Origin of the sequence: uncultured Streptococcus sp. (assembly GCF_963525625.1) — a bacterium.
Classification (GTDB): Bacteria; Bacillota; Bacilli; order Lactobacillales; family Streptococcaceae; genus Streptococcus.
The window spans coordinates 1-26570 of record NZ_CAURLD010000001.1 but is presented as its reverse complement, the minus strand read 5'-3'; the positions used below and the strand labels follow the sequence as shown (position 1 = coordinate 26570).

Below are 26570 nucleotides of genomic sequence, written 5' to 3'. Positions count from 1 at the left end.
CACCAAAAATCAACATTGTTATATTAACTTTTTACTAAAAAATGTTTGTTTTAAGTAACCTTAGTTATTTTACCATCAAGCGTTTCAATAATCAAAGCATGAACTATTATTTTATACTTTCTTAATAGTAATTTACATGTTGGTAACTTATTTAAGATTATTTTAATTTTCTTAACTTAACTGTAACTTAAAATTGCTGAAATTTTTTGGTTTTCTCAAAAAAATAAATAAAAAGGAAAGAACTTATAGGCTTAAAGCCCTGATTTATGCAGAATTTTGTGTTTTTTACCTATATTTTTTAATCTTTATTCATTGTAATAAAATATTATTCTATTTGTAATCTAATTGTTTTCTACTCTTTATATTTCAAAATCCTCCCTTCATGAATGAGCTAGCTAGATAAACGCCAGCTACTGTTCTCCACAATCTTCGACTACTACCATTAAAACCAACCTCCTCTTTTTTAAAATTTCAAACCTGCCCCTCCTACTATTTTAGGATTTTTAAAATAGTATAACCTAGCGCTATCATACCACCAGAAACCATTGATCTTTCTCATTAAAGATATATGTGGCATCTCCTATCCTAAAAAAGCTGAAACACGAAACCTTGCGTGATTCTTCTATAATAGTTTAGTCATAAAGGGGAGATTAAAAAGCACTGTTCCTAATTATATTATAGGATAATATCTAGTGTCGGGCAAGAAATTATCGGCTGCAAGAAAAAATCCCTCCCGATTTTCGGGAGGGAAAGTTCTTTATTTAAGAACAATATTTTCTTCAGTTTCAAATCCATCTGGCAGTTCTGTCACTTCGTTGATAATTTCAACTTCATTGACAGCCTGAGGTTCCAGATTGCGGTAGCGGGCCATACCAGTACCAGCTGGGATAATCTTACCGATGATAACATTTTCCTTGAGGCCAAGCAGATGGTCTTTCTTACCACGGATAGCAGCGTCTGTCAGGACACGAGTTGTTTCCTGGAAGGAAGCTGCAGACAGGAAGCTATTTGTCTCAAGGGAAGCCTTGGTGATTCCCATGAGGACTGGACGGGCTGTCGCAGGCACTCCGCCTGAGATAACCACATCACGGTTAGCATCTGTAAAGTCTGTAATATCCATGAGAGTTCCCATAAGAAGATCTGTGTCACCTGGATCCATGACGCGCACCTTGCGAATCATTTGACGAACCATTACCTCGATGTGTTTGTCGCCGATTTCTACCCCTTGGCTGCGGTAAACTTTTTGTACCTCAGCAAGCAGGTAAGTTTCAACAGACAAGACATCGCGGACGGCCAGCAAGTGCTTCGGCTGGATAGAACCTTCAGTCAAGGCAGAGCCACGAGAGACTTGGTCGCCCACTTCAACCTTCATGCGAGCTGTAAATGGCACCACGTATTCACCTTCGCCAGTCGCACCTGTAACAAAGACTTTCTTAGTACGAGTAGATGCATCTTCTTCGATGGCAGTAACTTCACCCTTGACTTCAGTGATGACCGCTTCCCCTTTCGGATTGCGGGCTTCAAAGATTTCTTGAACACGAGGAAGACCTTGCGTGATATCGGTATTAGAGGCAACACCACCCGTGTGGAAGGTCCGCATGGTCAGCTGTGTACCAGGCTCCCCGATAGACTGGGCAGCGATGGTTCCAACTGCTTCACCAACTTCAACCGCATCCCCAGTCGCCAAGTTAATACCGTAACAATGACGGCAGACACCGTGACGGGTGTTACATGTAAAGACAGAGCGGATTGTCACTTCTTCAACACCAGCATTAACAATTTCACGAGCCTTGTCTTCTGTGATCAATTCATTTGGACCAATAATAACAGCACCAGTTTCTGGATGTTTAACTGTTTTCTTAGTGTAACGACCATTGAGACGCTCTTCCAGAGACTCGATCATTTCCTTGCCTTCTGTGATAGAAGTGATGAGCAAGCCGCGGTCTGTACCACAGTCATCTTCACGGATAATCACATCTTGGGCAACGTCAACCAGACGACGAGTCAGGTAACCCGAGTCGGCAGTCTTAAGGGCCGTATCGGTCATACCCTTACGAGCACCGTGGGTAGAGAAGAACATTTCCAGAACGGACAGACCTTCACGGAAGTTAGACAAGATTGGCAATTCCATGATGCGTCCATTTGGCGCAGCCATCAGACCACGCATTCCAGCAAGCTGGGAGAAGTTAGAGATGTTACCACGGGCTCCAGAGTCCATCATCATAACGATAGGGTTCTTCGGATCCTGATTGGCAACCAGACGTTTTTCCAATTTCTCACGAGCAGCACGCCATTCAGCAGTAACTGCGTTGTAGCGCTCATCGTCGGTAATCATACCACGACGGAATTGTTTAGTGATTTGCTCTACACGTTTGTGAGATTCTTCGATAATCTCAGCCTTGTCTTCAACAACTGGGATATCAGCGATACCCACTGTCAGACCAGCCAAAGTAGAATGATGATAACCCAAGTTCTTCAAGCGGTCAAGAAGAGCAGATGTTTCTGTTGTACGGAAACGTTTAAAGATTTCCGCGATGATATTTCCAAGATTTTTCTTCTTAAATGGAACATTGATCTCAAGCTGTTCAATGACTTCCTTGATATTTTGTCCTGACTCCAAGAAGTACTTAGCTGGCACACCTTCTGTCAAGTTAGCATTAGTCGGCTCTTGCAAGTAAGGCAATTCCTCTGGCATAATCGCGTTAAAGAGAATTTTACCGACAGTTGTGATCAAAATCTTATGTTTCTGGTCTTCTGTCCAAGGCTTATTAAGACTGTCTGTTGCGATACCAACACGAGTATGCAAGTGAACATAGCCGTTGCGGAAAGCCATAACTGCCTCATCCATATCTTTGAAAATCATGCCTTCGCCTTCGCGGCCAGCCTCTTCCATGGTCAAGTAGTAGTTCCCCAAGACCATATCCTGAGATGGTGTTACAACTGGCTTACCATCTTTCGGATTCAAGATATGCTCAGCAGCCAGCATGAGGATACGTGCTTCAGCTTGCGCTTCCTCTGACAACGGTACGTGGATAGCCATTTGGTCGCCGTCAAAGTCGGCATTGTAGGCTTCACAGACCAGCGGATGCAAACGAAGAGCTTTACCATCAATCAGAACTGGCTCGAAAGCCTGAATTCCCAAACGGTGAAGGGTCGGTGCGCGGTTAAGAAGCACTGGGTGCTCCTTAATCACTTCTTCCAGAATATCCCAGATACGCTCATCTCCACGTTCTACCAAGCGTTTAGCAGCTTTCACGTTCTGCACAATATCACGGGCAACGATTTCCCGCATCACAAACGGCTTGAAGAGCTCAATCGCCATTTCACGCGGCACCCCACATTGATACATTTTCAATGTAGGACCAACGGCGATAACGGAACGACCTGAGAAGTCAACCCGTTTACCCAGCAAGTTTTGACGGAAACGCCCTTGTTTTCCTTTGAGCATGTGGCTCAGAGACTTGAGCGGACGGCTGCCTGGTCCTGTAATCGGACGGCCGCGGCGACCGTTATCAATCAAAGCGTCAACCGCTTCTTGAAGCATCCGCTTCTCATTTTGAACAATGATGCCAGGTGCATTCAACTCAAGCAAGCGCGCCAAACGATTGTTACGGTTAATAACACGACGGTAAAGATCATTAAGGTCAGAAGCCGCAAAACGACCACCATCCAGCTGAACCATCGGGCGCAAATCTGGCGGAATAACCGGCAGGATATTGAGGACCATCCATTCTGGCTTGTTGCCAGACTTGTAGAAGGCATCCAAGACATCCAAGCGACGGACAGCCTTGATCCGTTTTTGACCTGAAGCAGTTTTCAATTCTTCTTTGAGGACAGCAATCTCAGCTTCCAAGTCCACTTGTTTCAAGAGGTCTTGAATAGCTTCTGCTCCCATTTTGGCTACAAATGAGCCTGCACCATACTCGCGTAAACGTTCACGATACTCACGCTCCGTCATGATTGACTTGTGCTCTAGCGGTGTATCCTTAGGATCAATCACCACATAAGCCGCAAAATAAATGACTTCTTCCAGAGCACGTGGACTCATATCCAAAGTGAGCCCCATGCGGCTTGGAATTCCTTTAAAGTACCAAATATGTGAAACAGGTGCCTTCAATTCGATGTGGCCCATACGCTCACGACGAACCTTGGCACGGGTTACTTCAACACCACAGCGGTCACAGACGATTCCTTTGTAACGGATCCGTTTGTACTTACCGCAGGCACATTCCCAGTCCTTGGTTGGACCGAAGATCACTTCGTCAAAAAGGCCTTCGCGTTCTGGTTTCAGGGTTCGGTAATTGATTGTTTCAGGTTTCTTCACTTCTCCATAAGACCATGAACGGACCTTATTTGGAGAAGCTAGGGTGATTTGCATACTTTTAAAACGATTTACATCAACCACTATTTCTTACCTTTCTTCATTTTCTAATCAGTGTGTATTCTTATTCTTTTCCTTCAGCCTCAAAAGCTGCTTTCGCTTCTTGAGCTGCTTTTTCACGCGCTTTTTCAAGATCGTCAACGTGAATCACATCATCATCTTCGCCTTCGTCAAGGTCACGCAGTTCTACTTCATTGTCATCTTCATCAAGAACGCGCATATCCAGACCAAGAGATTGCAATTCTTTGACAAGAACGCGGAAGGATTCTGGCACACCTGGTTTCGGAATTGGTTTCCCTTTGGTAATAGCTTCATAAGCCTTCAAACGCCCGTTGACATCATCTGACTTGTAAGTCAGGATTTCTTGCAGAACGTTAGAAGCACCGTAAGCTTCCAAGGCCCAAACTTCCATCTCACCAAAACGTTGTCCACCAAACTGAGCTTTACCTCCGAGCGGCTGTTGGGTAACCATTGAGTAAGGTCCTACTGAGCGGGCATGGAGTTTATCATCTACCATGTGGTGGAGCTTGATCATGTACATGACACCGACAGATACACGGTTGTCAAACGGCTCACCGGTACGTCCGTCGTAGAGAATGGTCTTGGCATCGCTGTCCATGCCAGCTTCGCGGACAGTATCCCAGAGATCTTCTGAGCTTGCTCCATCAAAGACTGGTGTTGCAATATGGATGCCCAAGTTACGTGCTGCCATACCAAGGTGGAGCTCCATAACCTGACCAATGTTCATACGAGATGGTACCCCGAGTGGGTTCAACATGATATCAACTGGTGTTCCGTCTGGCAAATAAGGCATGTCTTCCACAGGAACGATACGGGATACAACCCCTTTGTTTCCGTGACGACCGGCCATCTTATCTCCGACCTTGATCTTACGTTTTTGAGCGATGTAGACGCGAACCAGCATGTTAACACCTGATTGCAACTCATCTCCATTTGCACGTGTAAAGATCTTAACATCACGAACGACACCATCGGCACCGTGTGGTACACGAAGAGAAGTATCACGCACTTCACGAGACTTATCTCCAAAGATAGCGTGCAAGAGACGTTCTTCAGCTGAAAGGTCTTTCTCACCCTTAGGTGTTACTTTACCTACAAGGATATCGCCTTCTTTAACCTCAGCACCGATACGGATAATACCCATTTCGTCAAGGTCTTTAAGGGCATCTTCACCAACGTTTGGAATTTCACGAGTGATTTCTTCAGGCCCGAGCTTTGTATCGCGTGTTTCTGATTCGTATTCTTCAAGGTGGACAGATGTATAGACATCGTCTTTCACCAAGCGTTCGCTCATGATAACGGCATCCTCGAAGTTGTAACCTTCCCATGTCATGTAGGCAACGATTGGGTTTTGTCCCAAGGCCATTTCTCCTTTTTCCATAGAAGGTCCGTCAGCGATAAAGTCACCTTTTTCAACGACATCGCCAACTTTCACCAAGGTACGTTGGTTATAAGCAGTACCTGAGTTCGAACGGCGGAATTTTTGAATTTGGTAAACATCAAGAGAACCATCTTCGCGGCGGACTTCAACCTTGTCGGCATCCGCATAGGTAACCTTACCATCATGCTGAGCAATGACTGCTGCACCAGAATCGTGGGCAGCTTGGTATTCCATACCAGTACCAACGTAAGGTGCTTTTGGATCGATCAAAGGCACAGCCTGACGTTGCATGTTGGCACCCATGAGGGCACGGTTGGAGTCGTCATTTTCCAAGAAAGGAATACATGCTGTCGCTACGGCAACTACCTGCTTAGGCGATACATCCATGTAGTCTACTTGGTCTGATGGGAATTCTTGGTTATTACCTTGGTGGCGTCCCATAACGATAGGCTCAGCAAAACCGCCTTTTTCATTCAGCTTAGAGTTAGCCTGCGCTACGATAAATTCATCTTCCTCATCAGCGGTCAGCCAAACGATTTCGTTGGTTACTACACCAGCTTCACGGTCTACCTTACGGTAAGGCGTTTGAATAAAGCCATATTTGTTAAGGTGTCCATAAGAAGACAAGTTATTGATCAAACCAATGTTCGGTCCTTCAGGCGTTTCAATCGGACACATACGGCCATAGTGAGTATAGTGCACGTCCCGCACTTCATAACCAGCGCGGTCACGTGTCAAACCACCAGGTCCTAAGGCAGACAAACGTCGCTTGTGGGAAAGCTCAGACAGCGGATTGTGTTGATCCATGAACTGAGACAACTGAGAAGAACCAAAGAATTCTTTAATAGCTGCAGTTACTGGACGGATGTTGATGATTTGTTGCGGAGTCAGTACTTCATTGTCTTGAACACTCATCCGTTCGCGAACATTACGCTCCATGCGAGAAAGTCCCAAACGGACTTGGTTGGCCAAAAGCTCACCAACTGCACGAATACGACGGTTCCCCAAGTGGTCAATATCATCTACACGACCAATGCCTTCAGCTAAGTTGAGGAAGTAGCTCATCTCAGCCAAGATGTCAGCTGGTGTCACAATCCGAACCTTGTCAGATGGATTTGCGTTACCAATGATGGTCACAACGCGGTCTGGATCGGTTGGTGCCACTACCTTGAACTTCTGCAATTCTACAGGATCTGTCAAGACAGCTGAGTCGTTTGGAATATAAGTGATTTTGTTCAAACCATTGTCCAACTGCTCTGCAATGCTGTCAATGACACTGCGGGTCATAACTGTACCAGCTTCAACCAAGATTTCTCCTGTTTCAGCATCTACCAATGGCTCTGCAATGGTTTGGTTCAGCAAGCGTGTCTTGACGCTAAGTTTCTTATTGATCTTGTAACGACCAACTGCTGCCAAGTCATAACGATGCGGATCAAAGAAACGCGCCTCAAGGAGAGAGCGAGAACTTTCAGCCGTCTTAGGCTCACCTGGACGAAGACGCTCATAGATTTCTTTCAGGGCTTCATCTGTACGAGAGTCCATTGGGTTCTTGTGGATATCTTTTTCAATGGTATTGCGAACCAAGTCGCTGTCACCAAAGATGTCCAAGATCTCATCATCACCTGAGAAACCAAGCGCACGCACCAGAGTGGTAAATGGAATCTTCCGTGTCCGGTCAATACGAGTGTAGGCAATGTCTTTTGAGTCTGTTTCCAACTCTAACCAAGCACCGCGGTTAGGAATAACCGTTGAACCGTAGCCAACTTTTCCATTTTTGTCAACTTTATCGTTAAAGTAAACCCCTGGAGAACGCACCAACTGGGATACGATAATCCGCTCACCACCATTGATGATGAAGGTTCCCATTTCAGTCATGATTGGGAAATCACCAAAGAAGACTTCCTGAGTCTTGATTTCACCTGTTTCCTTGTTAATCAGACGGAAAGTCACAAAGATTGGCGCTGAATAGCTAGCATCGTGGATACGTGCTTCTTCCAGCGTATATTTAGGCTCACGGATTTCATAGCCAACAAATTCCAATTCCATGGTGTCGGTAAAGTTTGAAATAGGAAGTACATCTTCAAAGACTTCCTTCAGACCATGATCCAAGAAATCTTGGAACGAATCCGTTTGGATTTCAATCAAATTTGGTAAATCAAGAACTTCCTTAATTCTTGAAAAACTACGACGGGTACGGTGTTTACCGTATCGAACTTCATGTCCTGCCAAGTTTTTACTCCTTTATGATAAGATACTGAGCCCTTGATAAAGCGAGAAGAAAGGTATCTTTTTCTTAACGCTTTGAGGGCGAGTTCTGTGAAATGTTTTCAGAGGAAGATCCTCTGTCATTTACAATGCTGCAAAACAGCCACAATCAGTCCCTTTTGTTTAATTTTCAGAAAAATTAAATTATGGTTACATAATTCGTTTTTCCTAAAAATAGGCACAAAAAGAGCAGCTAAATCTGACTTATTCAAGTTTGATTTAACTGCTGTAAGCTTCTATTTGGACAATATTTCAAATAAAGCACACGACAAATTATTGCTATCATTATACCTTATTTAGCTAGAAATTGCAAGGATTTCATCCGCTTTCTGAAAAGTTAAAACTGCTCTTGATGCGCTAGTTCCCTTGCCGGTTATTGTTGGAATTGGAACTTGAATTAGAATTGGAGGTAGAACCGCCCAGAATAGCTGACCAAGCCTTCTGATAATCCGCATCTGATGCCCCGATACCAAAGCGGTAGGTCGTAGTCGGAGCGCCGTTTTTGGCCCAATAGCTAGGCACTGTCGGACCACTGAGATTAACAGAGCGCCCATTTACCGTTACTGTACCTGGCTTTTCTCCTGTGGACTTGAGTACATCAGACTTAATCACACTCGGATCAAGAGTGAACTTATCACCAACGCCCCAGGCATTCGGATCTGCTTGATAGATGGCATCTACCATATAAGCCATGTAGGAAGCGTTATTGTTATAACCAGTCAACGCCGCCATAGAGCTATTATCATCATGACCGATCCAGCCTCCCAAAGTCATCTTTGGAGTAGAAAGCATCAGCCACATATCGCCATTGGTGTTGGTCGTTCCAGTCTTACCAATCCAGTCGGCTCCAGCCAAGGTTCCATTGACCTGACTGATTCTGGATTTATAGGTCGTAGTAGCTCCAGAATTGATAACTCCCCTCATGAGCTCCTGCATAATCGTAGCCGCTGCTGGGCTGTAAATCTGAACAGGATTGGCCTTATGCTGGTAAATCACCTTGCCATCTCGGTCTGTGATTTTTTCAACCATGTATTTTTTCTGGTAGGTCCCATTATTGGCTAAGGTTTGGAAACCATTGGTGTGCTGAGCTACAGATACTTCGATTCCGCCGCCCATTGGGAGACTCTCAATGCTGTAGTCATCGATGTAATAACCCATTTTTTCCATATAGCCACGGACATTGACACCTTTTTCACGTAATCCGCGGTAAGTCCAATAAGCCGGGATATTCCAAGAAGTATTGAGCGCTTCTTGCAGGTCCATCATGGCTGTACCACGGCTGTCCACGTGCATAATCGGGTCGCCGCTTGAAAAGTTAGTCGGATAGTTAGAAAGAACGCTGGCGCTGCCCATCAGACCTTGGTCAATAGCAATCCCATAAGCCAGAATCGGCTTAATGGTCGAACCCGGTGACCGTTCCGTATCAAAGGCGTGATTATTCTGATTGGAAGCATAGTCTCTGCCACCAACAAAACCAATCACTGCACCGGTTTTATTGTCCATGAGGACATTTCCCACTTCAATTGCACCAGTTCCGTCATCCAAGATGCCACCATAGTTGGCTACTGCATTTTGCATAGCGGTGTGAATGTTCTTGTTAATCGTGGTCGTAACAGTATAGCCGCCATCACTCAGTTCTTTAGCAGCCAATTCCTTGTAGGCTTTGACAGTGTCATTGTTTTTCAGCTCTTGCTGGGAAACATTGTCCCGCTGGATCAAGTACTCATACATGGTCTGCTGGGCTTCTTCGACCGCAGTGTAATAAAGGTAGCCATGCGAAGATTTTTCCGAGCTTTCAGATGGCTTGAAATCCTTGGTCAAGTCGTAGTCCTTGTACTCCTTGTACTCTTTCTCGCTTAGATGGCCCGTACGATACATATTATAGAGCACATCCTTGGCACGTTCCAAGCCCAGAGCTAAATCCCCTGCACTCTTGAGACTGCCATCCGCTGCATAAGGCGAATAAACAATCGGACTCTGTGGCAAGCCGGCAATAAAAGCAGACTGGGGCACTGTCAAATCCTTAGCAGAGACACCAAAAATTCCTTGAGCAGCTTCTTCCACACCAGCGATATTCTGCCCCTTATTGTTACGCCCGAAAGGCGAAACGTTCAAGTAGGTCGTCAAAATATCATCCTTGGACATGTAGCGTTCCAAAGCCAGCGCATCAACAATCTCCGCCGCTTTCCGCTTGAAGGTCGGCGCATCGCCCACCACCTGCTGCTTGATCAACTGCTGGGTAATGGTTGACCCCCCGCTAGACGAGCCAACTCCAACAACTGAACCGAGCGTAGCCCGAAGCACAGCCTTGGGCACAACTCCCTTATGCGTTTCAAAGTTCTCATCCTCTGTAGCGATAACGGCTTTTTTTACATTTTCAGAGATGGCGTCACTCTTAACTGGAATGCGGAGCAAATCATTGTCAACATCTGAAATCAAGCTGCCATCGGCATAGGTAAGCTTAGAAATACCAGAGATATTATTCACCTGCTTGACTAGCTCTTCCTGCTTGGGCACTTCCACCTTGCTGAAAAGACTAGCTGCATAGCCTATCCCAATCCCAGCACCGATTACGCCACCGAAGAAGATAAACACAAAAGCCATATTCATCAGAAGTTTAAAAATCCGCAAGAAAACAGCAAAAACATCACCGATAGACCAGCCGTTGTTGCTACTGCCGATTTTCTTGCTCCATTCTGGAAGATGTATTTTTTTGATAAACTGCTGGGCTTTTCCCCAGAACTCTTTTAATTTTTCTATTAATTGTTCCAAGTTCGATTCTCCTTGTTATCCTCCCATTATACCAAATATCTATGATTTATTTCAAGGAAACATTGCTATTTAAAAGCTTTATGATACAATAGAGTAACATAAATTTAAAATATAGATAAGCCAATTTCTTGGCTTTTAGAATAGGAGAGACATGATGCACATTTTTGATGAGCTAAAAGAACGTGGCTTGGTATTCCAAACCACTGATGAAGCAGCTTTACGCAAAGCCTTAGAAGAAGGACAAGTCTCTTATTATAGTGGATACGATCCAACCGCTGATAGCCTGCACCTTGGCCACTTGGTAGCCATTCTGACTAGCCGCCGCCTGCAACTAGCTGGCCATAAACCCTACGCTCTGGTTGGAGGAGCAACTGGATTGATTGGCGATCCATCCTTTAGGGATGCAGAGCGCAGCCTCCAAACCAAGGAAACCGTGGAAGGCTGGGGGAAATCTATCCAAGATCAGCTTTCTCGCTTTCTGGACTTTGAAAAGGGCGATAATAAGGCCGAAATGGTCAACAATTATGACTGGTTTAGCAGCATCAGCTTTATCGACTTCCTGCGCGATGTCGGGAAATACTTCACTGTCAACTACATGATGAGTAAAGATTCCGTAAAGAGCCGGATTGAGACAGGGATTTCCTATACAGAATTCGCCTACCAGATCATGCAAGGATATGACTTCTACATCCTCAATCAAAACCACGGCGTGACCCTGCAAATCGGTGGTTCTGACCAGTGGGGCAATATGACAGCAGGTACAGAGCTCCTGCGCCGCAAGGCTGACAAGACTGGCCATGTGATGACTGTTCCGCTCATTACAGACGCTACTGGCAAAAAATTCGGCAAATCAGAAGGCAATGCTGTCTGGCTCAATCCTGACAAGACTTCTCCTTACGAAATGTATCAATTCTGGATGAATGTCATGGACGCAGACGCTATCCACTTCCTGAAAATCTTCACCTTCCTGTCTTTGGATGAGATCGAGGAGATTCGCCAGCAGTTTGAATCAGCACCCCACGAACGCTTGGCGCAGAAAGTCCTAGCTCGCGAAGTGGTCAGTCTGGTTCACGGTCAAGAAGCATATCAGGAAGCCCTCAACATCACTGAGCAGCTCTTTGCTGGAAATATCAAAAATTTGTCCGTCAAGGAACTCAAACAAGGTTTGCGCGGTGTGCCTAACTATCAGGTCCAAGCAGAAGACAACCTCAATATTGTAGAACTGCTTGTGACAGCCGGCGTGGTAAACTCAAAACGTCAAGCCCGCGAGGATGTCCAAAACGGTGCTATCTACCTCAATGGCGAGCGCATCCAAGATTTAGATTATGTCCTTAGCGCCTCAGATAAACTGGAAGACGAGCTGACAGTTATCCGCCGCGGTAAGAAGAAATACTTTGTCCTGACCTACTAAAGATACAAATCCGATTACCTAAATCGGATTTTTCTATGTCTTACCAAAAAGAAGCTATTCAGCTATATAAAAACAATAGAAAGAGAGCGACTATGAAACCAAAACTTGCCCGCTTTGCCCAAGCTCCAGCTCTGGCATGCCCACTCTGCCAGCAAAGCTTGGCTATGGAAGAAAACAGCCTCAAGTGTCTTAATCGCCATTCCTACGACATCGCCAAATTCGGTTATGTCAATCTAGCTCCCCAGGTCAAACAAGCTAGAGACTATGACAAAACGAGCTTTCAAAATAGAAAAGTCATCTTGGAAGCCGGCTTTTATCAGCATATCCTAGATGAGTTGCAGGATCTGCTGCAGACCCTGCCTGAAGAACAGACCATTCTAGACGTCGCTTGCGGAGAGGGCTACTATGCTCGAAAAATTCAGGAAGAATTCCCCAACAAAGAAATTTACGCTTTTGATTTATCCAAAGATTCCATCCAGTTAGCTGCAAAAAGTGATCAGAGCCTGGCTGTAAAATGGTTCGTAGGTGATTTGGCACACTTGCCCGTTCAGGAACAAAGCATGGATGTCTTGCTGGACATCTTCTCACCAGCTAATTACCATGAATTTCAGCGAGTATTGAAAAAAGAGGGGCTTATCATTAAAGTCATCCCAACAGAAAATCATCTGAAAGAAATTAGACAAAAAGCTGCTCAGTATCTGGACAAGAAAGATTATTCTAATCAACATATCATCCAGCATTTCCAGAAACACTTTACCATCCTATCTAGAAAGACCATAGAATCAACCCATGAACTGCATTCTGAGGAGAAAACTGCCCTGCTGCAGATGACTCCTTTACTCTTTCATGTTGAAAAAAATCTAATCAATTGGGAGCAGCTTACACATGCCACCATTTCAGCTGAGATTCTTATCGGAAAACTAAAACAAGAAAAAAGTTGAGCAGCTTTCAGTCAAAAATGATGTTATAGCAGCCCTTTTAAAAACGCAGACAAGCCTGTCTGCGTTCTTTGTTTATCAACTGATTAATAGACTGTCTTCTCTGTCTCTGGATCAAAGAAGTGTGCTTTATTGAGGTCAAATCCTAGGTCAATACCTGCACCAGTTTCTAGGTAATCCCGTGAATCCACACGCGCTACAAACTCACTAGAACCCACTTGGCAGTAGAGGTGAGACTCTGCTCCCAGCAATTCTGAAACAGAAATCTTGGCATGCACAACTGAATTCGGGAAAGTTTCCAAGAAAGCAGCTTCCGCATTGATATCTTCCGGACGAATACCGAAGATCAGCTCCTTGCCCTCGTAACCTTTCTCCCGCAGAACCTTGAGAGCTCCTTCTGGCACAGTCAAGCGCAGCCCTTCTGCGACAATCTCATTCCCTTCAAGCTTAACTGGAATGAAGTTCATAGCTGGGCTACCAATGAAGCCGGCAACGAACTTATTAACTGGGTTGTTATAGACTTCCTGCGGCGTACCAATCTGCTCCACTCGTCCAATCGTTCCAGTTCCAGCAGGATTCTTGGTCGCTGACATGATAACGATACGATCCGCCAAGGTCATAGCTTCAGTCTGGTCGTGGGTAACATAAATAGTAGTTGCCCCGATACGGCGGTGAATCTTGGCAATCTCCGCCCGCATAGAAACACGCAGCTTAGCATCCAAGTTAGACAGAGGCTCATCCATAAGGAAAACCTTTGCATCACGAACGATAGCGCGTCCCATTGCTACCCGCTGACGCTGACCACCAGACAAATCAGCTGGCTTACGCTGTAAGAATTCCTTCAAGCCTAGGATTTCTGCTGCTTCGTTGACCCGTTTGTCAATATCTTCCTTGCTGTACTTGCGCAGCTTGAGACCAAAGGCCATGTTGTCGTAGACAGTCATGTGCGGATAAAGGGCATAGTTCTGGAAGACCATAGCGATGTCGCGGTCTTTTGGAGCTACATCATTGACCACCGTACCATCAATAGAGGCAGTTCCTTCTGTGATGTCCTCAAGACCCGCAATCATACGTAGAGTAGTTGATTTCCCGCAACCAGATGGACCGACAAAGACGATAAATTCCTTGTCCTTAATATCAAGATTGAAGTCTTCCACTGAGTAGTGGTCGCTGTTGGGATATTTTTTATAGATATTTTTCAGATTTAATTCGACCATAATAAGCCCCTTCTTTTGAATAAAAATATTTTCTTTCAAGCTCTCGTTTGCAAAGCGCTTTCACATTGTCCATTATATCGTTTTTTTTTGACTTTTTCAAGCACTTTTAGTAAAACGTTTGCATAATTTTTGAAAAATTTCTCCATCAAAAAAGAGGCCACTGGGCCTCTTTAAAACTTATTCTTCTTTTTTTCTACTACGGAATGACAATCCAGCTGCGCCTAAAGCACTGATAACTCCTGCAACTGTAAGAAGAGCATTAGAAGCTTGACCCGTATGTGGCAAGACTGATGCACCACTCTTACTTTCCTTGTTTTTAAGCTGAGCAAGCTGAGTGACCTTAGCTAATGAAGACTGCTCTTGTACTGATTTGGCCCCATCAACTGCTGACAAAATACCACTAGTTACTTGGTAAGAAGGTAAAGCATCAGCTACTGCCGCGTCAGTGGCATTGACACCGCCGGCAAATTCTGGAAGAGCCGATATTTGAGGAGCGCTGTCTGGATGCGCACTCCTAACTGATGGCTGAACGCCAGCATCATAGGTGTTATTTTCTGTAATAGTTGGATCAGAATCATTGACTCCTCCACTAAATTCAGGCCGTGTTACTGTTGCAACTTCTGAATCACTGACATTGCCACTGAATTCTGGTTGTGCAGACACCTGTGGAGCTGTATCGGGATGAGTTCCAACCCCATGGCTAGATAAATCATACTCTGACTCTGCAGCTGTTATCGGCTCAGAATCGCTGACGCCTCCTGTAAATTCAGGCCGTGTTACGGTTGCCGCTTCTGAATCATTAACATTGCCACTGAATTCTGGTTGTACTGAAGACTGCGGAGCTGTATCAGGATGAATTCCAACTTCATGGCTAAACAAATCATATTCCGACGCCGTCGCCGTTTCTGGCTCAGAGTCGCTAACTCCTCCACTAAATTCTTTCCTAGTTTCTTGTGGTGAATCACCTGGAATAGAAGAAGTCATCACAGCTTTAGTAGCATTCTTGACAATCGCTTCTAGATTTTCAAGAGCTTTTGTCTGCTCAGCAGCAATCTGTTCCTGCAGCTTTTCTGCTTTTTCTGCACTGTCTACACTATCATCTAGCTGTGCAATCGCATCTGTCACCGCCTTTAATGCTGCTCGAATCTTTTCTTTAGCTTGCTTTTTATCGAGCTCTGAAAGTGTTTGGTGATGTTCAATTGCTTCAATTTGCTTGTCGACTTCTTCTTCAAGCTCATCTAAAACCAAATCTTTGCCAACTGGATGAATCGTGTCCAAGCTAGCAATGCCAGCTGCCTCAATTCTCTCCAGTTCCTCTTCGGTATCAGCCTTTTCAAGCGCTCTTTTCGCATCTGCTAGAGTTGCTTCCGCTTCAGCTTTTGCCGTAGCCTGTTCTGCCTCTGACAGATTCGGGTTGCTCCGCAAGTCGGCTAGCTTATCAGACAGAGCAAGATCTAGTTTCAGTCCAGTCGTAACTTTTAGCAAACTTTGCTTCTCTGCAGCTACTTGTTCTTGAATTTTTTCAGCATCATCAGGACTTTCAACCCAAGCATTATGAGCTGCAATTGCTTTTTTAGCTATGTCTGCTACATCTTCAATTTTCTTTTCAGCTGCCGTTTTTTCTTCAGCAGAAATACTTTGGCTCTTCTCAACAGCCTCAATAGCGGCTGTTCTTTCTTCCTGAATTTCTTTTAAAAACTGCTCTTTGCCAATAGGGTGAATCTTGGCTAAGTGGGCTATGGCTGTTTCTTTTGCCTGATCATAGACTTCCTGAGAATCTGCTCCTTCAATAACCTTCTTGGCCGCTTCCACAACCTGCTCTATCTCGCCTCTAACTGCTTTCTTTTCTGCTTCTGAAAGATTAGGATTTGCTTCCAAGTCAGCTAACTTGGAAGCCAGAGTGAAATCTACGGTTGAACTTGCTATAAATTTGAAAAACTTATCTTCCTCGGTTACTGCTTGCTCTTGAATCACTTCTGCCTGCTCTGCTGTTGCTGCATTAACATCTAATTTCTGAATTGCATCTTCTGCTTCTGCAGCCTTCTTCCTTACAGACTCTTGGAAACTTTTCTTTTGCTCCTCAGGCAATAAATCGCTACTATCTACAAGTTTGTCAAACTCTGCTTTCCCATTTTGGATTTCATCTAGAAGTAAATCTTTGCCGACTGGATTGATAGAGTTGATGTCTGCCAATCCATCTTCTTTAGCTTGATCAATCCTTTCTTTATCTTCAGCTGCGGCAATTTCATTCTGAGCCTTTGCAGCTGTTTGATTGACTTCGTCCTTAGCTGCTGCAAGCTCCTCATCTGACAAATTTGGATTATTCCCAAGATCTGTCACTTTCTCAGCCAGAAATGTGCCTACTTCCTTGTTAGCAGCCTCCCTAACCGTTGTCAAATCCTGATTTACTGGCGATGCAGCAACTGGGTTCTCTACTGCATTTGCAACTGGCTGTTCCTCATCCGCCGCCACCAAACTGTGACCCAAAAACAGAGCACAAATAAGGACTGAACCAACACCTAAAACTGACTTCCGAATAGAATATCGCAAAACTTTTTCTGTTCTTTTCATCTTTTTCTCCCCTGAACATAGTTTATTATCCCGATCAGTAACCCTTAATAAAAAGTCCAGTCAAACCTCCCATAAATCTTTCAGATTAGGTAATCTTTAAACTACACTTTCTATTTGACTTCTGATAAGACTTTTTATTATTTTATCATATTAACTTATTAAAACAAAAGAATTATTGGCTTGATTTATGTACATTTTTGTGAAATCGTCCAGTTTTTAAACAGACATGATGTCCAGAAATTAAACTAAAAATTTTTCCATTTAACAATGTGTAAACTTTTTTAGTAAAAATTCCGGGCTATTTTCTAGCTTATTTCAGACAGAAAAAGTAAAATGGTATAGGAGGGATAAAATTATGGCTCTTAATACACGAGATAGGATTTTAGATGCATTTTTTGAATTAGCAGATAAACAGCCAGACAGGTCGCGTTTTACCTTTACAGAAATCGCTAAAGAAGCCGGTTTGTCAAGACAAGCTATTTACAAACGACACTTTAATAACACTACTGAAATTATCGAATACATTCGCCAAGATATGGTAAAGCAAGCCTTTGCCCCCAACTGGAATAGCAACAATGCTGAAGCGGACTTAGATCCTTTCACTTTTTTGGCTCAAACGATTCTTCCCGCTATTTATGAGCAACGCCAACGCATTAAAATATTATATACTAGTTCTGTCGATCCCTTGTGGAGCGATTTTATTACTGCCAGTTACAAGGACTGGATCGAGCAGAATTTAAATCTTGACCACCAAAAATTAGGTATTCCTGAAGACCTGGCCAATCAACTGCTGGCTGGCTGGATTAGTTCTCTTATTGAGAATTGGATCACTCAGGATGACCCCGTTCCTTGCAAGCAGTTCTCTAAGACATTTCTCAACCTTGTATCTTCACCCCTAACCAGCTTTGCTGCCTATGATAGTCCAGCTGGTCCTTCAAATAAAATTGTTATCGCATAACCAACTAGAAGAAAAACAGAGAAATGACAGAACCGGTCCTTGTAAGGGAAGACTGGTTTTTTAATATTTTTATATTAAATTTTAAAAATAATTGGACATTTCCTCTATAAAGTGTTATCATTTTAGTTGACAAGCGGTAAACTATTTTGTTGGAATTTGCGCTATTTTTAGACAAACCAGCAAGAACTTAATAAAAAAGAAGGAAGGTACTTATGCCCCAAGATACTCGAGACAAAGTCGTTAATGCCTTAATTGAGCTGGCAGAGCAAAATCCTGAAAAGTCTTATTTTACTTTTTCAGAGATTGCAAAACAAGCTGGTCTATCGCGCCAGGCTATCTATAAAAAGCATTTTAGTAATGTTGAAGACATTATCCAATACATCCGCCAGACAATTATGACTCCGTTTTTGCCCCTGTATGAAAGCTACGAAGAAGGAAATGGAGAAAATCCGTTCTGTTTCTTTGCCCAACATATGATTCCTACCCTTTATGAACATAGGAAATGGATGAAGGTGCTCTACACTACAGCTATCGATCCTTTCTGGAGTGACTATCTATCTACCTTCTTCACTCAGTGGGTCGTGCAAAATTTAGAAATTGACTCTAAAAAATTGGGAATTCCAAAAGAAATGGCTACGGAAATTGTTGTTAGATGGATTAATTCCCTCATTGAAATTTGGATTATCAAAGAAGAACCTATGCCTGCAGAGGATTTCGCCAAGCTCTTCTTGAATGTGATTTCAACCCCTATGGATCAGTTTATAACACCTCATAGTGAAGCCTAATTCAACTCAAAATTATGAAGCCCGCCTAATTTAGGCAGGCTTTTTTTGTCTGTAAAATTTCTTACTCTCCCAAAGAAAAGAGAGCAGATAGTCTTCTGCTCTCGTCAACATATAAGCTATAAAATTAAGCACCAAGCTTCGTTTAATCTACTCGATAATAGAAGCTGCCTTGTTCGTCAAAGCTATTCAGGCCAACTCCTGTCCAGATTCTGTCTTGACCAACATCTGAATTATCTGTAAAGTTTTCCTTGTCTGCGACCTTAACTCCCTTAGGAAGAAACTCAATCAGAAAACCTCCGCTTTCTCCGCCGTAGACACCGCCAGCAGCAGTCCCATAGTCTGTCAGAGAAGCTCCATACAATTCATAAACACTTGAAACCAAGCCCTTGTCATCAAAAACAAGCTGGTTGCCAGAAGCATCCTGCCAGGTTCCTTTAACGCTGGCATAATTACCATTTGCAAGTGCTGAAATGTCCATCGCCTCCTTCTTTTCCTTGTTTTTTTCTGTGCTCGCACTCTCTGAGCTAGCGCTGCTAGCCGCTGAAGATGCTGCTGCAGTTGATTGACTGGATGCCTGCTCCACAGAACTTGTTACCGAGCCAGTACTGCTAGTAGGTGTCTCTGATTGATTCGTAGCACTGCCGTTTGAGCAAGCTGTCATAGCTAATAAAGCAGCTCCTGCTAGTAAAAAAGGTAAAGCTTTTTTCTTCATTTTTCTCCTCTTTCTCACGGTAAGATAAATCATGTGATTAGTAACATTATAGATTATTTTATCGCTTTTTACAAGAAGGATTCTAGCAACTGGGCGGGCGCAAAGCTACTGACTTTATTCATTCAGCTTCTGCCACATCCAGAACCCTGTAGATTGTTTTTGCCAGAGCTGCTTCATAATCAGATGCACCGTAAGGCTTATCAGTCGTGACGTGGGCTGTCTGCTGTTCTAGGTCTACCGCCACATCTGACACTCCCTCCATAGACAGGAAGTGCTGGGTGACGTGTTTGACACAGTTTTGACAAGATAAGTTTTCTAATTGGACTATTTGTTTCATAGATTCATTCCTCCGTATATTTCTTCATTTTAAAGCGTCCTAGACGCAGAGCATTGACGACAACCGATACTGAGCTTAAGCTCATGGCCAGACCAGCCAACATAGGATTGAGCAAGGGACCGCCGAAAAGATGCAATAGCCCCATAGCAATCGGGATGCCCAGGGTATTATAAGCAAAGGCCCAGAAAAGATTTTCCTTGATATTGCGGATGCTCGCCTGACTGAGCTTGATAGCCTTGACCACATCCTGCAAATCACTATGCATGAGCACTACATCTGCCGACTCAATAGCTACATCTGCGCCTGAGCCGATGGCTATTCCAACATCTGCTTGGACCAGAGCTGGAGCATCATTGATACCGTCTCCGACCATAGCCAGTTTTTTCCCAGCTTCCTGTAAGTTCTTGATAGCAGCGGCCTTCCCATCTGGCAATACACCTGCGATGACTTTTTGAATTCCAGCTTTCTGGGCAATAGCTGTCGCGGTTTCTTCACGATCTCCTGTCAGCATGATAACTTCCAGCCCCATAGACTGGAGCTCCTGCACAGCCGACAGACTGCTGGACTTCATCTCATCTGCTACCGCTAAAATACCTTCTAGCTGTCCATCTATTGCGACAAACATGGCTGTCTTCCCTTCTTGGGAAAGCTCCAATAACTGTTCTTGAAAGACACTGCTGTCAATGCTCTTTTCTTTCATCAAGCTTTCATTTCCCACCAGAAGCTGTCTGCCCTCAACCTGAGCTGATAAGCCTCGTCCAATTACGGCCTCAAAATGACTGACAGACACTAAGTCAAGCCCCTCCTCTTCAGCAGCTGCCAAAATAGCCTGAGCCAAAGGGTGCTCGGAATGCTGCTCAGCACTGGCTATTAACCGCAACAAGTCGGACCGATTAAAATCACTCAAGGCTAACAGATTTGTCAGACTAGGCTTACCAACCGTAATCGTCCCAGTCTTATCAAGAACAATAGTATCCAGCTGATAAGCAGCTTCCAAAGCTTGACCAGACTTAATCAGAATTCCATTTTCAGCCCCTTTACCAGTCCCAACCATGATGGCTGTCGGAGTGGCTAATCCCAGCGCACAAGGGCAGGCAATGACCAGAACTGCGATAAAGATTGACAGGGAAAAGCTAAGACTCTCACCAGCTAGAAAATACCAGCCAAGCGCGGACAAAGTAGCCAAGCTTAGCACAATCGGGACAAAATAGAGCGAAATCTTATCGGCCAAAGCCGCTATCGGTGCCTTAGACCCTTGCGCTTCCTCCACCAATCTGACAATCTGAGCTAAGGTCGTATCCGAACCCACCCTAGTTGCTTGGTAATCAATACTACCATTTTGATTGATTGTGGCACTGGTAATGGTATCGCCGACCTTCTTTTCAATCGGGACACTTTCACCAGTCATCATGGACTCATCCACAAAGGTCTGCCCCTCCGTCACAAGGCCATCTACCGGCATACGCTCTCCTGGCTTGATACGGATAATATCTCCAACTCGGATTTCCTCCGTATCAATGGTCACAGCCTCACCATAACGAATCACTGTCGCCTGACTAGGCACTAGCTCAAGCAGAGACTGAATCGCCTGAGACGTTCTCCCCTTGGCTGAACTTTCCAGATATTTACCCAGAAGAACCAAGGCAATAATCACTGCAACAGACTCAAAATAAAGCTGATGAACAAAGGGATGATGACCAAGAAAAACCTGACTGACCGAGTAGAGGCTGTAGAAAAATGCTGCGCTGGTCCCCACCGCAATCAAACTATCCATATTAGGATGCCTCTTGATAAGATTGCGAAATCCCCTCTGATAGAAACCACGACCAATCCACACAGCAGGCAGAGTCAAAAGTAGTTGTGACAGAACGAAGACCAAAGGGTGCGCCATATGGTCCAAGAAGCTAGGCAGAGGAAGACCGACCATACTGCCCATCGAGATATAAAGCAAGGGCAGAGCCGTAATCAAAAGAATCAGCAACTCTTGTTTCTTTTTTTGCAATTTCTGAGCTTTAATCTCAGCTTCTTCGCTTACATCAGACGGTCGGTCTTTTCCTTTTTCTTCTGCCTGATAACCAGCCTCAGCTACAGCATCCAGCACTTGCTGGCTATCAAATCCCGCCTTAGGAAGCAAACTGAGACGTTCTGTCGCCAGATTGACACTGACATCCTCGACCGTTTCCAAGTCCTTGACCGCCATCTCCACCGTCATAGCACAGGCAGCGCAGGTCATACCAGAGAGTTTGTATTCTTTCTTCTCGCTCATCAATGCGCCTCCTTTCCGTGCCCGCAACGACACTGACCTTGCGGACAGTGGCATTTGATTTCCAGCGGAGCCGAAGCTCTTTTTTTGTCTATAACCTGACTGAGCCGCTCCAAATCCCCCTGACTAAACTGATTGCCCTCAATCATTGAAATCAAAAGATCTCCATGTTTAGTATTACAGATATTGTCAAAAAGAGCCTGCCAAGTACTTTCCAGATGATCCGCTTCTAAAATCCGAGCATCGTAGTAAAACTTGCCCTCGATTTTTTCCATAGCGATAAATTCTTTGGTCTTCAGACGATTCAAAAGGGTCTTGATGGTTGCCGGCTTCCAGGAAAAATCAGCTTCCAAACGCGCTATAATCTCTGTACTGCGACTGTGTGGATAGGCCCATAGCACACGCATCACTTGCCATTCTGCTTGGCTAATATTTTGCTGTTCCATTGTTTAACACTCCCTTATCATTTACATTTGTAATCTAACTCTTTATTAGTTTACATTTGTAATCGTAATTTGTCAAGTATTTTTATCGTCATATTTCCTGATATACAAAAAAAGAAGGCGGGATAGTCCCGTCTTCTTACTTTATTTATATTAATGCGCCAACATCTCTTGGGCAATTTCTTGACCGGTCAATTTACTTGGATAATAGGTTGGCCAGTTTTCCAGTTCATCAAAGAGTGCTTCCTGGCTTTCGCCACCATAGAAGATATGGAAGTGAGCCGCCTTGGTCGGTGCAATGTTGTGGTCGCTAAACTGAACATACTTGTACTCCCCAGCATCCTCGTCTGTCGCTTCAAACATGAAGCGAACTCCACGATTTCCCTTAGAGTAAGTCAAAGTGTGCTTGCCAACGTATTTATACGTATATTTCTTGGATTTTCCATCTACCACAAATTCCATAGTCTTGTCTGTGATATTGATATTGGAAACATCTGTCTTGTAGCCTTTGTCATAGTAGTCCTTGTATTCAGCTGCTGTCATTTTTCCAGTCAGCTTAGCCTTGTAGTCAAAGACTTGGTCCAAGGTCCCGTCTTTCAGATAAGGGTAAACAGACTGCCACTCGCCAGCATAATCAGACAAGGTCCGATCCTTGACGGCACTGTCTTCAAAGTAGCCGTTTTGCACTGTCTTATCGTCTTCTTCTTTCTCGGCTGCAATCTCCGCTCCCTCTTGGTCAGTTGTCTTCTTGAGAGCCTTTAGATTGGCCTGCATGATAGAAACATAGTCTGCCCCATCCTTGGTCTGCTCCTCGGTCAAGCTTTCCAGCGGATTCAGGACATCAAGCTCTACCCCTGTTTCCTTAGCCAGAGTAGAAGCCAGAGCCTGAGAGGCATTCTCTTCAAAGTAAATATACTTGATTTTATTTTTCTTGATATACTCGGTCAATTCAGCCAAGCGTGAAGCGGATGGCTCACTGTCTGGTGAAAGTCCAGAAATTGGCACCTGCTTCAAACCATAGTCCAATGCCAGATAGTTAAAGGCTGCGTGCTGAGTGACAAAGCTCTTTTGCTTGGCGTTGGCCAATCCATCTTCATATTCCTTGTCCAAGGCTTCTAGTTTCTTGATATAAGCCGCTGCATTTTTCTCAAAAGCAGCTTTCTTGTCAGGATAAGACTTGCTCAAGCTATCACGGATGTTCTCCACCATTTTAATAGCTCGCTTCGGTGACAGCCAGACATGGGGATCATAGGCATGATGATGTCCCTCTTCACCATGGTCATGGCCTTCTTCCTCTTCACCACCAGGCAGCAAGAGCATATTTCCAGTCGCCTTGATAACTGTTTCTTCCTTATTTTTCAAAGTTTTTAACAGATCAGGAACCCAAGTCTCCATGTTTTCATTTTCATAGACAAAGGCATCTGCATCCTGAATCGTCGCAACTGCCTTAGCTGAAGGCTCATAATCATGCGGCTCTGTACCTGCCCCGATTAGAAGTTCAACATTGGCCTCATCTCCAGCCACCTGCTTGGTAAACTCATAAACAGGATAAAAAGTCGTGACAATATTGAGCTTGCCATCTGCATTTTTTTGATTGGAACAAGCTACTAAGAAAATACTCAGTAAACCTGCTAATAGTAAGCTAATTTTTTTCATTTTCTGCTCCTATTTCATAAATTTTTTGACCAGATTGACCAGCAAGAACAAGCTGACGAAAATAATCGTAATGCTGGCACTAGCTGGCGTCTCTGCATAGTAAGAAATATAAAGTCCGGCAATCATACCAAAGAAGCCGATGGCATTTGCCAGCAAAATAACCGACTTGAAATTTTTCCCAATCCGCAGAGCTATACTGGCCGGCAAGACCATAATGGTCGAAACCAGCAAGGCTCCCGCAGCTGGAATCATGAGGGCAATCGCAACACCCGTCACGATATTAAAGAGAATGGACATGGTACGCACAGGCAGCCCATCCACAAAGGCCGTATCCTCATCAAAGGTCAAGATGTACATGGGGCGAATAAAGAGGAAGGTCAAGACAAGCACCACAGCAGCAATAACAAAGAGAGAAATCACCTGCTCCATACTGATAGTCACAATGGAGCCAAACAGATACTGATCCAGACTCATCGAGCTAGAACTCTTACCCTTACTCATAACAATCAAGGAAATAGCTAAGCCAGTTGACATGAGAATGGCCGTTCCGATTTCCATGAAATTCTTATAGATAGTCCGCAGATACTCCAAAAAGACTGCTGCAACAATGACGACAAGCACCGTTGTGAGAGTGGGAGATAGTCCAAGAACCAATCCAAAAGCTACACCTGCCAGCGAAACGTGACTGAGCGTATCACTCATAAGGCTCTGCCGACGTAAAATCAGGAATGTCCCCAGAATCGGTGAGAAGAGGCTCATGGCAATAACTGCCAAGAAGGCTCGCTGCATAAAATCATAGGAAAATAGATTAAGCATGGCTCACCTCCTGTCGGCCGTCACTTTCATGAACATTGAAACAGCGCCAAGGTGAGTCCTGATTACGGACCAGGTGAATGTTGCGGTCAGCATATTTACGAACTTCTTCCGGATCGTGTGTAATCATCAAGACAGCCTTCCCATGCTGATGAGCACTATGGTGCATGAGCTTGTAAAATTCATCCTTGCTGCCTGCATCCATCCCTGTTGTCGGCTCATCTAGGACAAAAATATCCGGATCCGAAGCAAACATCCGAGCAATTACAGCCCTCTGCTTTTGCCCTCCAGAGAGAGAACCAATTCGCTTATCCCGATGTTCCCACATACCTACAGATTTAAGACTTACCTTTATATGCTCTTCATCATGCTCATTCAAGCGACGAAACCAGCCTTTACGCGGATAACGTCCCGACTTGACAAACTCATATACCGTACTAGGAAAACCAGCATTAAAACTGGCAATCTGCTGAGGTAGATACGCAATCCGCAGTTTCTTGCCTCGCACATTGGTCTTGGAAATCTTCACTTCCCCATGCTTGGGCTGCAAAATACCCAAACTAGCCTTGATAAGCGTCGTCTTAGCAGCTCCATTTTCCCCCGTCAAAGTTACAAACTCACCACTGTCTAGAAAATAATGAATATGCTCTAGCACAGGCTCCTTGTCATAGTAAAAGGAAAGATTATCAACTGTGATATATCTCATTTGCCGATCTCTCCCACTAAGGCTTCCAAAAACTTCGCAATTGTCGCCTGTTCACTAGCAGAAAACTGCTCAGCCAATTTTTGATAAGTCTCCAAAGTATGCGCGTGATGATGCTGGTGTTCCTTTGCAATCGGCTGCGCTAAGTCAGTCAAACGGTAAAAGGTAACCCGTGCATCTCTTTTATCTTTAAAGGCTTGCAGCATCTCTTGCCGAGCCAAAGATTTCACAGCCTTGGTCACCGCAGCTTGACTCACATTCAGTTTTTTTGCCAAATCAGAATTTGTCAAGGATTCCTCAGACAAAAGCATCAAAATATGCTCTTGCGTATTGGTTAAAGGCACATCACTCGTGCAAGAACCAATCAGAATCTCATGCTGATTTTCTGCTTTCAAAATAACTTCATTTAAAAATTGATCGATCTTCTGCGCTAAATGAGTCATTTCCTCCTCCTTCTCTTAACCAGTTAAAGCTTTACTGGTTAATTATACCACAAAAAAGAAAAGAGTCAAGAATTTTCAGTAAAAGTAAGATGCTTTTCACAAAAAATATTTAATCATACAATTAGATTCTTAAGCCCTAAATAAAACTCAATCAGAGAATGAAAAGCAACAAACCGAGCTGACTCATATTAGCATTCTAGATTCTATAAACAATTTGATGGTGAGTCCATTACATTAGTTGAGTGTGGATTTACAAGTAAAATCATGATTCAATCTTCCGCATTAGCTTGCAAGTAAATACTACAGAAAAGACAAAAAAACGAAGCTAAAATGCTTCGCTAAACTTAAGCTATACCGGCGGCCGGGGTCGAACCGGCACGTCCGTGAGGACACTGGATTTTGAGTCCAGCGCGTCTGCCAATTCCGCCACGCCGGCTCAAGTTTTTAACTGGGGTAGCTGGATTCGAACCAACGCATGAGGGAGTCAAAGTCCCTTGCCT

Annotated in this window: 17 protein-coding genes and 1 tRNA gene; 4 read left to right on the top strand and 14 right to left on the bottom strand. The window is 44.2% G+C overall.

Features of this window, described 5'->3' with window-relative positions:
• Positions 1-757: 757 nt before the first annotated feature.
• From rpoC to pbp1b, 3 genes are all read right to left on the bottom strand, one after another.
• Positions 758-4405 carry a DNA-directed RNA polymerase subunit beta' gene (gene rpoC / locus RYK49_RS00090; protein WP_314864508.1) on the bottom strand — a complete coding sequence of 1216 codons (3648 nt, stop codon included), beginning with the start codon at positions 4403-4405 and terminating at the stop codon, positions 758-760.
• 40 nt (positions 4406-4445) lie between these two features.
• Positions 4446-8012: a DNA-directed RNA polymerase subunit beta gene (gene rpoB / locus RYK49_RS00085; RefSeq protein WP_314864506.1), complete on the bottom strand. Its 3567-nt coding sequence runs from the start codon at positions 8010-8012 to the stop codon at positions 4446-4448.
• A gap of 393 nt (positions 8013-8405) precedes the next feature.
• Positions 8406-10820 (bottom strand): penicillin-binding protein PBP1B, encoded by a 2415-nt coding sequence (pbp1b, locus tag RYK49_RS00080; protein ID WP_314864505.1) that lies wholly within the window; start codon positions 10818-10820, stop codon positions 8406-8408.
• 154 nt (positions 10821-10974) lie between these two features.
• On the opposite strand from pbp1b, the gene tyrS reads away from it, so the two are divergent.
• Together tyrS and RYK49_RS00070 are read left to right on the top strand one after the other, a co-directional pair.
• On the top strand, positions 10975-12231 hold the full coding sequence (tyrS, locus tag RYK49_RS00075; RefSeq protein WP_314831046.1) for a tyrosine--tRNA ligase: 1257 nt from the start codon (positions 10975-10977) through the stop codon (positions 12229-12231).
• Between the two features lie 92 nt (positions 12232-12323).
• On the top strand, positions 12324-13172 hold the full coding sequence (locus RYK49_RS00070; protein WP_314831032.1) for a putative RNA methyltransferase: 849 nt from the start codon (positions 12324-12326) through the stop codon (positions 13170-13172).
• Between the two features lie 83 nt (positions 13173-13255).
• Here RYK49_RS00070 and RYK49_RS00065 read toward each other — a convergent pair whose 3' ends face one another.
• Positions 13256-14386, bottom strand: a complete 1131-nt coding sequence (locus tag RYK49_RS00065; protein ID WP_002896829.1) for an ABC transporter ATP-binding protein — start codon at positions 14384-14386, stop codon at positions 13256-13258.
• Between the two features lie 177 nt (positions 14387-14563).
• Complete coding sequence (locus RYK49_RS00060) at positions 14564-16957, bottom strand: SIALI-17 repeat-containing surface protein (RefSeq protein WP_314831031.1); 2394 nt, start codon at positions 16955-16957, stop codon at positions 14564-14566.
• A gap of 355 nt (positions 16958-17312) precedes the next feature.
• On the opposite strand from RYK49_RS00060, the gene RYK49_RS00055 reads away from it, so the two are divergent.
• Both RYK49_RS00055 and RYK49_RS00050 read left to right on the top strand, forming a co-directional pair.
• The gene (locus tag RYK49_RS00055; protein WP_002896831.1) at positions 17313-17915 is read left to right on the top strand and encodes a TetR/AcrR family transcriptional regulator; all 603 of its coding nucleotides are present in this window, start codon (positions 17313-17315) and stop codon (positions 17913-17915) included.
• A gap of 212 nt (positions 17916-18127) precedes the next feature.
• Positions 18128-18700 carry a TetR/AcrR family transcriptional regulator gene (locus RYK49_RS00050; RefSeq protein ID WP_002911050.1) on the top strand — a complete coding sequence of 191 codons (573 nt, stop codon included), beginning with the start codon at positions 18128-18130 and terminating at the stop codon, positions 18698-18700.
• 142 nt (positions 18701-18842) lie between these two features.
• Here RYK49_RS00050 and RYK49_RS00045 read toward each other — a convergent pair whose 3' ends face one another.
• The 9 genes from RYK49_RS00045 to RYK49_RS00005 form a co-directional block, all read right to left on the bottom strand.
• Complete coding sequence (locus RYK49_RS00045; protein ID WP_314864502.1) at positions 18843-19445, bottom strand: DUF6287 domain-containing protein; 603 nt, start codon at positions 19443-19445, stop codon at positions 18843-18845.
• Positions 19446-19530: 85 nt separating this feature from the next.
• Positions 19531-19749, bottom strand: coding sequence for a heavy metal-associated domain-containing protein (locus RYK49_RS00040; RefSeq protein WP_314864500.1), 219 nt, complete (start codon positions 19747-19749; stop codon positions 19531-19533).
• Positions 19750-19753: 4 nt separating this feature from the next.
• Entirely contained in the window at positions 19754-22015 is a 2262-nt protein-coding gene (locus tag RYK49_RS00035; RefSeq protein ID WP_314864498.1) for a heavy metal translocating P-type ATPase, read from the bottom strand.
• Entirely contained in the window at positions 22015-22458 is a 444-nt protein-coding gene (locus RYK49_RS00030; RefSeq protein ID WP_002898703.1) for a CopY/TcrY family copper transport repressor, read from the bottom strand. The genes RYK49_RS00035 and RYK49_RS00030 overlap by 1 nt, the downstream gene beginning before the upstream one ends.
• 150 nt (positions 22459-22608) lie before the next feature.
• Positions 22609-24111: a zinc ABC transporter substrate-binding protein AdcA gene (locus RYK49_RS00025; protein ID WP_002923004.1), complete on the bottom strand. Its 1503-nt coding sequence runs from the start codon at positions 24109-24111 to the stop codon at positions 22609-22611.
• 9 nt (positions 24112-24120) lie between these two features.
• On the bottom strand, positions 24121-24927 hold the full coding sequence (locus RYK49_RS00020; protein ID WP_004193783.1) for a metal ABC transporter permease: 807 nt from the start codon (positions 24925-24927) through the stop codon (positions 24121-24123).
• Complete coding sequence (locus tag RYK49_RS00015; protein WP_111676769.1) at positions 24920-25630, bottom strand: metal ABC transporter ATP-binding protein; 711 nt, start codon at positions 25628-25630, stop codon at positions 24920-24922. Before RYK49_RS00015 ends, RYK49_RS00020 begins: the two co-directional genes overlap by 8 nt.
• Positions 25627-26070 (bottom strand): zinc-dependent MarR family transcriptional regulator, encoded by a 444-nt coding sequence (locus RYK49_RS00010; RefSeq protein ID WP_111676771.1) that lies wholly within the window; start codon positions 26068-26070, stop codon positions 25627-25629. The genes RYK49_RS00015 and RYK49_RS00010 overlap by 4 nt, the downstream gene beginning before the upstream one ends.
• Before the next feature lie 352 nt (positions 26071-26422).
• Positions 26423-26506, bottom strand: a tRNA-Leu gene (locus RYK49_RS00005).
• Positions 26507-26570 lie beyond the last annotated feature (64 nt).